The 12058-nt window shown below is 41.4% G+C and carries 12 protein-coding genes; 2 read left to right on the top strand and 10 right to left on the bottom strand.

The window, feature by feature from the left end; all coding sequences use genetic code 11:
* Positions 1-11: 11 nt before the first annotated feature.
* The 9 genes from ACNOGP_RS12960 to trpB all read right to left on the bottom strand — a co-directional run bounded on the left by ACNOGP_RS12960 (position 12) and on the right by trpB (position 8398).
* Positions 12-377 carry a response regulator gene (locus tag ACNOGP_RS12960; RefSeq protein ID WP_007761685.1) on the bottom strand — a complete coding sequence of 122 codons (366 nt, stop codon included), beginning with the start codon at positions 375-377 and terminating at the stop codon, positions 12-14.
* A 157-nt stretch (positions 378-534) separates the two neighbouring features.
* Positions 535-1575 carry an asparaginase gene (locus ACNOGP_RS12965; protein WP_007761683.1) on the bottom strand — a complete coding sequence of 347 codons (1041 nt, stop codon included), beginning with the start codon at positions 1573-1575 and terminating at the stop codon, positions 535-537.
* Between the two features lie 235 nt (positions 1576-1810).
* Positions 1811-2581 (bottom strand): tryptophan synthase subunit alpha, encoded by a 771-nt coding sequence (gene trpA, locus ACNOGP_RS12970; protein ID WP_186968180.1) that lies wholly within the window; start codon positions 2579-2581, stop codon positions 1811-1813.
* Positions 2582-2599: 18 nt separating this feature from the next.
* Entirely contained in the window at positions 2600-3223 is a 624-nt protein-coding gene (locus ACNOGP_RS12975) for a phosphoribosylanthranilate isomerase (RefSeq protein WP_418210448.1), read from the bottom strand.
* A gap of 26 nt (positions 3224-3249) precedes the next feature.
* Complete coding sequence (trpC, locus tag ACNOGP_RS12980) at positions 3250-4032, bottom strand: indole-3-glycerol phosphate synthase TrpC (RefSeq protein WP_186968178.1); 783 nt, start codon at positions 4030-4032, stop codon at positions 3250-3252.
* A gap of 111 nt (positions 4033-4143) precedes the next feature.
* On the bottom strand, positions 4144-5139 hold the full coding sequence (gene trpD / locus ACNOGP_RS12985; RefSeq protein ID WP_418212973.1) for an anthranilate phosphoribosyltransferase: 996 nt from the start codon (positions 5137-5139) through the stop codon (positions 4144-4146).
* 4 nt (positions 5140-5143) lie between these two features.
* Positions 5144-5710 carry an anthranilate synthase component II gene (locus ACNOGP_RS12990; protein WP_008651733.1) on the bottom strand — a complete coding sequence of 189 codons (567 nt, stop codon included), beginning with the start codon at positions 5708-5710 and terminating at the stop codon, positions 5144-5146.
* A gap of 45 nt (positions 5711-5755) precedes the next feature.
* On the bottom strand, positions 5756-7162 hold the full coding sequence (locus tag ACNOGP_RS12995; RefSeq protein WP_418212974.1) for an anthranilate synthase component I family protein: 1407 nt from the start codon (positions 7160-7162) through the stop codon (positions 5756-5758).
* A 48-nt stretch (positions 7163-7210) separates the two neighbouring features.
* Positions 7211-8398 (bottom strand): tryptophan synthase subunit beta, encoded by a 1188-nt coding sequence (gene trpB / locus ACNOGP_RS13000; protein ID WP_418212975.1) that lies wholly within the window; start codon positions 8396-8398, stop codon positions 7211-7213.
* Between the two features lie 360 nt (positions 8399-8758).
* Here trpB and ACNOGP_RS13005 point away from each other — a divergent pair, with 360 nt between their 5' ends.
* Both ACNOGP_RS13005 and ACNOGP_RS13010 read left to right on the top strand, forming a co-directional pair.
* Entirely contained in the window at positions 8759-8899 is a 141-nt protein-coding gene (locus tag ACNOGP_RS13005; RefSeq protein WP_004300101.1) for a hypothetical protein, read from the top strand.
* Between the two features lie 79 nt (positions 8900-8978).
* Entirely contained in the window at positions 8979-10124 is a 1146-nt protein-coding gene (locus ACNOGP_RS13010) for an iron-containing alcohol dehydrogenase (protein ID WP_418212976.1), read from the top strand.
* A 76-nt stretch (positions 10125-10200) separates the two neighbouring features.
* Here the strand turns inward: ACNOGP_RS13010 and ACNOGP_RS13015 are convergent, their stop codons facing one another.
* Entirely contained in the window at positions 10201-11826 is a 1626-nt protein-coding gene (locus ACNOGP_RS13015) for a PAS domain-containing sensor histidine kinase (protein ID WP_418212977.1), read from the bottom strand.
* Between the last annotated feature and the right edge of the window lie 232 nt (positions 11827-12058).

The raw sequence follows: 12058 nt of genomic DNA on the forward strand, positions 1-12058 counted from the left end.
GCAGCCTGGTATTAGTCAATAATCTTTTTGATTCGGACTTTGAGTTCCAATGGGTTGAATGGCTTTAATATGTAGTCTTCCGCTCCTTCTTCCAATAGTCTGATTCTTTCCGTCGTGCTTTCCTCACTGGATAACATGACAATAGGGATTGACTTGAATAATTCATTATTTTTCATGTATCTTAAGAACTCGTCTCCTGTCATGAGAGGCATGCGGATATCCGATATGATAAGATCGGGTATATTGCCCTCGTTCAGCCATTCGATAGCTTTGATAGGATCTTCCCGATAGGTAAAATCATAATCTTTTCCTAAGTATACACCGGCTACTTTTCCAATTGTCGCTTTATCGTCGACTAGTAATATTTTCTTTTTCATACGAATAGACCTTTCTATCGCTTGCTTTGTTATCAGGTTTATAGATAAGTTTGTTGTTACATAAAATTTACAAGCAGTGCAAATATAGATATTATTTTAGAATAACACCTATATTTAAACAAATAAAATCAAATAAGTATGATAATAGGCTCCTATTTCAAACTTTAGTGATTTCTCCTATCAGACAAGAGTTCATTTTGTACCGAATGTCTTGGTTGGATAATCCGTGTCCCAGCAGAAACATCAGTTTCGTAATGGCGCATTCGGGGGTACTGTCATATCCGCTGATAACACCGGCTTCCAAAAGATGCATTCCTGTTTCATAACGTCCCATTTCCACAGCTCCGGACGCGCATTGGGTAATGTTGACAATGATGATTCCACGTTCCGTCGCTTCCTTTAGCTGGCGGATAAACCATTCTTTTTGCGGTGCGTTTCCCGATCCGAAAGTCTTCATTACGACAGCCTTCAATCCCGGAACATGAAGGAGGGAGGTCACGATACTTTCTTGAATACCGGGAAAGAGCGTCAGAATAACGACATTGGTATCAAATAAATAATGTGGCTTTAACGGTTTTGTCGGATCGGGTTTGCGAATCAAGTTAGGCTCATATTTGATATGGATGCCTACCCGTGCTAATGGTGGGTAGTTGAAAGAACGAAATGCGTTGAAGTTTTCCGCATTGATTTTGGTTGTACGGTTGCCACGCATCAAATGATTTTCAAAAAATATGCAGACCTCAGGAACGATGGCTGTTCCGTCCGGGTTCTTGGCGGCAGCGATTTCAATGGCTGTGATAAGGTTTTCTTTTCCATCCGTCCGTAAAGTCCCGATAGGAAGCTGTGAACCTGTGAGGATGACAGGCTTGCTCAGGTTTTCGAGCATAAAACTTAATGCGGAAGCTGTGTAAGCCATTGTGTCCGTTCCGTGAAGAATGACAAAACCATCGAAATAGTCGTAATTATAATTGATAATCTTTACCAGTTTTGCCCAGTAAGCAGGTTCCATATCCGAAGAGTCGAGAGGGGGTTCGAATTGATAGGAAGAGATGCGGTAGTTGAATCTTTTTAATTCGGGTACATGCTTGAGTAGATGATCGAAGTTAAAGTTTTCTAAAGCACCAGTTTCTGGATTTTCTATCATTCCGATCGTTCCACCCGTGTAAATTAACAAAACGGAAGGGGTCTCTGCTCTCATAATTGTTGAATTACTGTTAAAACATTGGCAAAGATATGAAATAATTGTGATTTATGATTGATGAGTTTTCGAATAATTTTGTGGATTCCTCATTTGTATGAATAAGTTGTGGCGGGAAATATAAAAAAGATGGTTGCTTTTTTTAGATTTCCCGCCATCTTTTTATAAAAGATGTAAGCAAAGCGTGAGAGAGGATTTAACGACTCAGAGTAAACTGCTGATCCACATCAATAAATCATTTCAACCCAGCTTTTAATTTGAGTATTGCTTTCTCCGGATCTTTTTCTTCTTCAAGCAAAGTAACGAATCTGCTGCCTATGATTGCTCCGGAGGCGTGTTCGCAAGCAGCTTGAAAAGTCGCTTTATTGGAGATTCCGAACCCTACCATTAACGGATTGTTGAGGTGCATGTCCTCTATTTTTTTGAAATAGGCCCGCTTCTGCTCATTGAAATCCTGTTGTGCTCCGGTGGTTGCCGCTGATGAAACCATATAGATAAAACCATCCGTATGAGCATCGATTTCCCGCACGCGTTCTTCGCTGGTCTCCGGGGTAATAAGCATAATCACCTTGATACCGTATCGTTCGGCGATGATTCGGTATTGTTCCTGATAGTCACGGAAAGGGAGATCAGGGATAATGACACCGTCGATACCACATTCTACACATCTACGGCAGAAATTCTCAAATCCGAATTGCATGATCGGATTTAAGTATCCCATTAATATCAATGGAATTTTCACATCCTTTCGAATATCCCGTAGTTGTTCAAAAAGAAGTTTTAAAGACATACCGTTGCGTAAAGCTTGAGTAGCGGCATTCTGAATGACAATGCCGTCCGCCATCGGGTCGCTGAAAGGGATTCCGATTTCGATCATGTCGACTCCGTTGTTTTCGAGAGTACGGATTACGTGAGCAGTCCCTTCTAAAGTAGGATCACCGGCGCAGAAATAGATAGAAAGTATGTCTTTCTTATCGCTATTGAAAAGTTGATTGATTCTATTCATGATTATTGAGTTTTTTAATTATGATTTTAATTCATTTAGGAATGTTCGGATCCGGTCTGTATCTTTCTTTCCGGGTTTCACTTCAAAACGACTATTGAGGTCGTATCCGGCAAGGAGGGGATGGCTGAATCCCTTGAGAGAATGGGCGCTGCAGGAATGGATTCCTCCGCTTAATATAAAAGGTACGTGTCCTTTGTACGTATGCAATATATTCCAGTCAAATTGATTCCCCGAACCGCCATATTGTTCGCATTTAGTGTCGAACAGGAAAAAATCGCAAGCTTTCTCATATTCATATACCTTTGTCAAGTCTTTGGGTAGGGCTATCGAAAATGCTTTGATGATTTTCAGTCCCCTCTCTTGTAGTGACCGGCAATATTCCGGTGATTCCGTCCCATGCAGTTGTACATAGTCAAGCCCGAAACGGTCAGCATACATACTGACTGTCGGCTTATCTGCATTTACAAATACTCCGACACGCTTGGCGTGAATAGGAAGATAAGCGGGAAGTTCATAGATATATCTCGGAGATTTGGGATAAAAAATAAATCCCAGCATATCAATACCTTCGAGTGATTCTACGTCCCGTATGTTTTCTGCTTCACACATTCCGCAAACTTTGATGATTTTTCTGTTGATCATAGGGTGGTCTGTTTTTAGGCGATTGGTTATTGCATTGCTTGCAGGAAATTCTGTAAGGTTTCTCCTGGATGTTCCGTTTTCATCAATGTCTCGCCGATCAGGAATCCGCGAAATCCGGCTGTCCGAAGACGTTTCACGATTTCAGGATTGGAGATGCCACTTTCTGATACCAATACAGAATCTTGGGGGAGTTGTTCGGCGAGACGGAAAGAGTTTTCCACATCCGTAAAGAAAGTCCCTAAATTACGGTTGTTGACGCCTATCATATCTATTTCCTCATTGATATATGATAGTTCTTCAGTGTTGTGAATTTCCAATAAGACCTCCAAACCCAGTTCATGAGCTTTTTCTGTAAGCTCATTGCATTTGTCCTGTTCAAGTGCGGCTGCGATAAGAAGTATGGCATCTGCACCGACTATTCTCGCTTGATAAAGTTGGTAAGCGTCGATGATGAAGTCTTTCCTAAGAATGGGGATCTCTACCAAAGGGCGTGCAGTGCGGATGTCCTTCAGGCTTCCTCCGAAAAACTTCTCGTCGGTGAGGATGGAAAGGGCAGAAGCTCCTGCTGCTACATAGGAGGGAACAATCTCTTCCGGGCATGCTTCTTCCTTTATCCATCCTTTGGATGGAGACCGACGCTTGAATTCAGCGATAATACCCGATGCAGACGAGGCTAATGCCTGCTTCATAGAACGAGAGGTCAGAACTTCGCTGATACCTTCCTGTAATTGCTCGATGGAGATAGCCTGCTTTTGCAGGTCAACTTCAAATCGTTTGTTGGCTATAATCTCTGATAATATATCTTTCATCAGTTCGTAGGTTTTTATATTTATGATGATTTAGGCACGGATTACACGGATTTTGCGGCTTCGGATTAACAAGAACTGTGTAATCCGCGTAATCCGTGCCTAATTTTACATTTAACTGTTCAATTCAATGAATTTTTTTAGGGTAGCTAATGCGCGTCCACTTTCCAATGACTCTTTGGAGAGAGCAATACATTCTTCAATAGTCTTCTCCGGACAAATCACATGGATGGCGAAAGCTGAATTGACTACCACTACATTTTTTTGAGCTTCTGTAGCCGTGTTATTCATGATCTGGTCGAAAATCTTAGCTGCATCTTCCGGTGTTTGTCCACCATCCAGATCAGTTTCCTTATAGCGGGAGAATCCGAGACTCTCGGGAGCGTAAATCTTTTCATGATCGCTGGTCGCCACTTTAAACTCATTTGTCAGAGAGATTTCGTCATATCCGTCGAGACTATGAACAACGGCAAATTTCGTCTTGCTTTCCTGATAAGTATAGGTATAGAGGCGAAGTAACGGGAGGTTGTAAACTCCTAAAAGCTGATAGGCCGGTAATACCGGATTAACCAACGGACCGAGCATATTAAAGAAAGTGCGCACTGCCAATCCTTTACGAACCGGAGCAACTGCTTTTAATGCCGGATTGAATAAAGGAGCATGCAGATAGGCAAGATTACATTTCTCCATGCTACGGTGCAGTTGATCGACGTCACTGGTGAACTTTACACCGTGTTGCTCCATCACATTACTGGCACCGCTGACTGATGTTGCTCCGTAATTACCATGTTTCACAACCGGGAAACCGGCTCCGGCAACAGTAAAACAGGAAGCTGTAGAGATATTAAATGTATTTTTTCCATCACCTCCGGTTCCTACGATATCTATCGGAGCAAATTCACTCAAATCAACCGGAATACGCATTTCAAGCAATGCATCGCGGAAACCGCATAATTCTTCCACAGAGATATTACGCATCAGAAAGACGGTAATTAAAGAGGCTACCTGTACATCATTATATTTTCCTTGTGCGATGTTCTGTAAAATGGTGCGAGCCTCATCGCGTCCCAGATATTGATGTTCGAAAAGTTTGTATAGAATCTGTTTCATAAGTTTAATCGTTTAAGAAGTTTTTAATAATTTCTTTTCCTTGCGGAGTTAATACTGATTCGGGATGGAACTGAATACCATGCACATTGTAGGTCTTATGGCGGATTGCCATGATTTGTCCTTCCTGACTTTCTGCCGTTATTTCCAGGCAATCGGGAAAACCTTCCCGGCTGACTACCCAGGAATGGTATCTTCCAACAGGGATTTCTTTTCCCAACCCTTCAAAAAGCAAATCCTGGTGAAGGATGGTAATCGGAGTCTGTACCCCATGATATACTTCTTTGAGATTTTCCAAGCGTGCTCCGAAAGCTTCGCCGATGGCTTGATGACCGAGGCAGACACCCAGAATACTTTTGGTCGGAGCATATCTTTTGATAATGGGTAATAACAGTCCGGCTTCTTCGGGTATGCCCGGTCCCGGAGACAGGATGATTTTATCAAATCGGTCTACTTCATCAAGCTCTATCTGGTCGTTGCGAACTACTTCTACATCTGTAGCCCCTAATTCTTTCACTGCGTGCAGTAGGTTATAAGTGAAAGAGTCGTAGTTATCTAAAAGTAATATTTTCATTTTTATTGTCATTGTAAAATGGTTGTTCAAATACTATCTCTGCTTTCAATTTTTTAATTTGACAGCTAAATCAATCGCCTTTTTCAGTGCTCCCAGTTTGTTGTTCACCTCTTGCAGTTCATATTCATCCTGACTGCGTGCTACAATACCTCCTCCGGCTTGGAACCAGAGTTCATTGTTGCGGCTTACAAAAGTACGGATAGTGATAGCCTGATTTAATTCGCCGTTCAATCCGATAAAACCGATACAGCCACCATAGGCTCCACGATTATGTGGTTCGATTTCGCTGATTAACTGCATAGCGCGTACTTTGGGAGCACCGCTTAATGTGCCGGCAGGAAACGTATCAATAAACGTTTTTATTTTATCTGCGCCCTCATTCAACACACCGCTGACACGGCTTACCAGGTGAATGACATGACTATAATATTGTGGTTCCTTATAGAATAGTACGCGTACATCATGACAATTACGGGAAAGGTCGTTTCTGGCAAGATCAACCAGCATGACATGCTCTGCATTTTCTTTAGGGTCGGCCAGTAAAGCTTCTGTCAGTTCCCGGTCTTTTACTACATCTCCGGTACGGCGGGTAGTTCCGGCAATCGGATCGATGTAAGCACGACCATCTTCGATTTTGCAATGTGTTTCCGGTGAAGAACCGAAGATGCGGTATCCTCCGAAATCGAAGTAGAAAAGATAAGGAGAAGGATTGGTGCTGCGGAGTGCGCGGTACACTTTGAAATCATCTCCGGCATAAGGTTGGATAAATCTTCTGGAAAGTACGATTTGGAAAACATCTCCACGCATACAGTGCGCAATTCCTTTGCGGACATTGGCTTTATGCTCCTCGTCGGTGATAGGGCTGGTAACGGGACCTGTTACAGAGAAGTTGTAAGAAGCATAATTCCGGTTTTCGATGGCTGCTTCCAGTTCCGGTAAGCCGCTTTCTTCTCCTTCGGACAACATTTCAACGAGTGTCAATTCATTTTTGAAATGATTGAAAACAATGACATATTTATATAATATGTATAGCAAATCCGGAGCGTCATTTTGCTCATCGTGACTTTCTTTCACCGGGATGTGCTCGAAGTATTTCACAGCGTTAAACGTCGTGTATCCGTAAAGTCCACATACATTCTTATTATCCCCGGTCACCTGGAATTGATTGATAAACCGGTTCATAGCCTTTTCTACATGGAAGGTTTTTGTCAGGGGTTCTTCCGTGCGGCTGTTATCGGGATAGTTGGCAGTGACAATACCGCCGTTTATACCGATACTTGCCAGGGGACAGAGGGCTATAAATGACAAGGAATTTTCTCCGGCATGATAGTCGGAACTTTCCATTAATGCAGATTGCGGATACATGTCGCGCACTTTCAGGTAAATGCTGACGGGAGTATGCATATCTCCGAGCACTTGTTTGCTATGAGTTGTATAATTAAATGTTTTCATTTCTATAATTGCTTGATTATTGATTACGAATGATGGTTTACTAATTACTTATTGCTGTTCATTAAACGATAAATAGGTTTCAATATCTTTGTCTCCTCGTCCTGAAACAGTCAATACAACGATATCTTCCGGTTTGAACTTCAATTTTCTCAAAGCTCCTAATGCATGGGCGGATTCCAGTGCAGGGATAATACCTTCGAGTTTAGTCAGTTCGTAAGCGGCTTCTATTGCTTCGTCGTCATTGATTGCCAAAACGTTGGCACGTCTTTGTGCGGCAAGATTGGCGTGTATCGGACCAATGCCCGGATAATCCAGTCCGGCGGAAATCGAGTAAGGCTCTTCAATCTGTCCGTCTTCGTTTTGGATGACGTAAGTACGCGCTCCGTGGATAATTCCCATTTTACCAAGTTGGATGGTGGCGGCGGTCATTCCGGTTTCTATTCCTTTGCCTCCGGCTTCCGCCAGAATGATGCCTACCCGTTCATCATTGATATAATGATAAATCGTTCCGGCAGCATTACTTCCTCCTCCAACGCAGGCTATCAGATAATCCGGATAGTCACGCCCTTCTTTTTCTTGCAGTTGTTTTTTTATTTCTTCGCTGATAACAGATTGCAGGCGTGCCACCATATCAGGATAAGGATGAGGGCCTACGGTAGAGCCGATAATATAATAAGTGTCGGCAGGATGGCAACACCAGTCGCGGATCGCTTCGTTGGTTGCGTCTTTCAAGGTCATGTTTCCGGAAGTAACGGGAATAACGGTAGCTCCCAGCATTTTCATTTTCTCCACATTGATATGTTGGCGTTCTACATCCGTCTTTCCCATATAAACGATACATTCCATATCCATCAACGCACATACGGTAGCTGTTGCTACTCCATGTTGTCCGGCTCCGGTTTCGGCGATGATGCGCTTCTTTCCCATGCGGCGTGCCAGCAAGATTTGTCCGATGGTGTTGTTGATTTTGTGTGCACCGGTATGATTCAGGTCTTCCCGTTTCAGATACAACTTGCAACCATACTTTTCGGAAAGGCGTTTTGCCAGATAGAGTGGGGAAGGGCGTCCTACGTAGTCGCGTAATAACTGCTCAAATTCCTTTTTAAACTCTTCGTTTTCAATTACTTCGAGGTACTTGTTCGTCAGTTCCTCAACACATTTGTGGAGGATTTCCGGTACATAAGCACCACCGAATTCTCCGTAATAGCCATCCTGGTCAACTAAAAAACTTTTCATAATCCTATCTATTTTTTTATGTTATTATCTAAATCTGTTCGAAAATGGGCAAATAAAAAGAGCCCTGCCGCAAGTTGCGACAGGGCTCTTTCAAATCTGTTATATCTTTAATGAGGTATATACATACGAGCACTGCTCCCTTACGACTGTCGGAGTTGTAACGGGTGCCACCACCAATATGTATTTACTAACATTGTTCTCATTGTCTTTTGTAATTTTATGGGGGCAAATATAGACACTTTGTTCGAAACAGCAAACAAAAAATGACTTTTTTTCTCTTTTGCCTTCATTTTTCTGATATAGAACAATTTTCAACCTGAACTGTTCTTATAAATATTGAATATTTAAACAAAAACAATTATGAAACAGAGAAAAGTTTTAGTAGGTATTGCTATTGCCATTTTCATTATATTATTATTGTATTGGTTATTGGTAGCAGAGGATATGAAACCTTGGTTGTCGGCTATGGTTCCTTCCGTGGCACAACAATTCTTCGCTTGATTCTGACAGGGTTCGGATAAATCATGTATCTTTGCAAGGATAGTGACTAATAACCAAAATAATAACAATAGACTAAGATATGGAAAATTTTATTTTTCAAAATCCCGTGAAACTGATAATGGGAAAAGGGATGATTGCCCGGCTGGCTAAAGAAATACCGTCCGACAAGCGTATTATGATTACTTTTGGCGGTGGAAGCGTGAAGAAAAACGGAGTGTACGATCAGGTAAAGGAAGCATTGAAGAATCATTTTACAGTAGAATTCTGGGGAATCGAACCCAATCCTGCCATTGAAACTCTCCGTAAAGCTATTGCTTTGGGAAAAGAAGAGAAAGTAGATTATCTGCTGGCTGTTGGTGGCGGTTCCGTTATTGACGGTACGAAATTGATTTCCGCAGGAATCCTGTATGATGGTGATGCCTGGGATTTAGTACTTGCCGGACAACCAATCACTCATACTGTACCTCTTGCCACTGTATTGACTTTGCCCGCTACCGGTTCGGAAATGAATAACGGGGCAGTTATTTCCCGTCGTGAAACAAAAGAGAAATATCCTTTTTATGCTAACTATCCAATCTTCTCTATTCTTGACCCGGAAGTAACCTTTACCTTGCCTCCTCATCAGGTGGCCTGTGGTTTGGCTGATACCTTTGTTCATGTGATGGAGCAATATATGACTACTCCCGGGCAGAGCCGCATTATGGATCGTTGGGCGGAAGGCATTTTACAAACTTTGGTAGAAATAGCTCCGAAAATCCGTGAAAACCAGCATGATTATCAACTGATGGCTGATTTTATGCTTTCGGCTACAATGGCATTGAATGGATTTATTGCTATGGGAGTGTCGCAAGACTGGGCAACTCACATGATTGGCCATGAAATTACTGCTTTGCACGGATTGACACATGGTCATACGTTAGCCATTGTTCTTCCTGCCACTTTACAGGTGCTTCATGAAGAAAAAGGAGATAAACTTTTGCAGTATGGTGAAAGAGTCTGGGGAATTACTTCCGGTACGCGAGAAGAACGGATTGATGAAGCGATTTGTCATACCGAAGAGTTTTTCCGTTCACTTGGGCTGACTACACGTTTGCATGAAGAGAACATCGGACAGGATACTATTCTGGAAATCGAACGCCGATTCAATGAGCGTGGTGCTAAATATGGAGAGAATGGAAATGTAACGGGTGCTGTTGCCCGCAGGATATTGGAGACTGCACTTTAAGCATACTCTTACATTAAAAATATAGGATAAAGAGGATATTGGAACATACTTTTCACCATATCCTCTTTTCTTTTTATTATTTCTCAATTTTCTCTGACCTTGGAATTCTGAACCAGAAGCGAGAGCCTTCTCCTTCTTTAGATTCCACTCCGATAACCCCGCCCAGTCTTTCTACTATGACGCGGCAGATGGCTAGTCCGAGTCCTGTCCCTTTAATAAAGGAGTTCAGTTTGACGAAGCGTTCAAACACTTTATCTATCTTGTCAGCAGGAATTCCGATACCTGTATCTTTTACATAAAAGTATATTTCATCTTTGGCTTCTTCAATCCGGTATCCCATTTCGATAGAACCTTTAGGGGTGAATTTCAAAGCATTATTTGTAAAGTTGATGATAACCTGTGATAGACGTATGCGGTCGGTATACATCATGCATTGATCTGCTTTCTCTGTGAATAAGATTTGAACGTCTGGGGAAGAATTCTTTTCTTGCATTTGCCTGCAAATACCTTCCATCAATTCATTGATATCAGTCTGTGCAAATGTGAATTCCATAGTACCGGCTTCAATTTTAGAAAGATCGAGAATGTCGTCTATCAGTTGCAATAATAAGATATTGTTGCTGGAGATGATTTTTACAAATTCTTTTCTCTCTTCCTCTTCCTCCGTTTGGCAAATTATTTCGGAGAATCCTACAATTGCATTTAGCGGAGTTCGTATCTCATGGCTCATATTAGCGAGAAAGGCAGATTTGAGCCGATTGGATTCTTCGGCTTTTTCTTTTGCTTCCTGCAGCATTTTGTCCATCTTTAATTTTTCAGTGATGTTTTCAAAACGAAGTAATCCTCCAATAATTTCACTTTCCTTTTCATTGCCGAATACAGGTGTTGCGGTCACTTCAAAATCTACATTGTCTATTCTGATGGTATGCCGGATAATTTTGCCCTGTTCGATAGCTTTTTTGAAAGCACATTGTTCACACGGTTCATTACGAAGTGCACTGGTCTGATAGCAAATTTTTCCCGGTATGTATCGTCTGCCTTTTACCAGGTTGGTTATTTGTCTTGTTTCCTCCCATTGTACGCGGTAATTTTTATCAATATAGATAAGGCCGAAGTCGATACTTTTTAGAGCTAGTTTTTGCTTCTTCAATGCTTTTTCCAGTTCTTCCTTGGCGGCAACTAATTCTCTTTCATAATTCTTGAGTTGTGTGATATCCCACCGGGTTGCCAACAGCCATTTCTTTTCTCCTTCCCATGAAATAATAGATTTAACGGCAATAGTATCATGGGTGATTCCATCGGAAGTGGTGTATTTTTCTTCCTTACGATATACTTTATCTGCTTGTATGAGTTCTTTGTCGGTATGCCGGTATTTTTCACCTCTTTCTTCTCCGTAAATCTCATAATCAGTATGTCCGATGGCTTCTTCACTGCTAATGCCGGATTGAGCGGCTGATTCTTTATTCCAGTAATAGTATCGGAAATCGTTTGTAATATCTTTTACAAAGATAGGAAAAGGAAGGTTATCGAGAATATCAAAGGAGAAACGGTAGGAATGATTGGTCTTTTTAATCGTTTTTTGCAATTTACGGATTCTATATAGTAAGATGCTGATGACAAGGAGCAGAATAATTACCAGTAAATAATTATAACCCCAATGAACTTCGTTAATCCAATAATTCAACAAAATATTGTTTGCCATAGAATGTTTGATATAAATGAGGTGTAAAGATATGAATTGTTCTTTAACTTTCAAAAAAATAATACATAAATATCTCGTCTTTCAGCGTTATATTGTGAGACTGTAATTATATGTGATGAAGAAATAGTGGAGGTATGGTGTCTCGTAGTTCTTGTATGGTATCATATTTTGCTTGATTTCGAGTCTTTTTTCAGAGGGAAAATGTATTAAAATATTAAATGATGCCTCATGA

The sequence above is a fragment of the Bacteroides difficilis genome, assembly GCF_048319815.1.
GTDB lineage: Bacteria > Bacteroidota > Bacteroidia > Bacteroidales > Bacteroidaceae > Bacteroides > Bacteroides zhangwenhongii.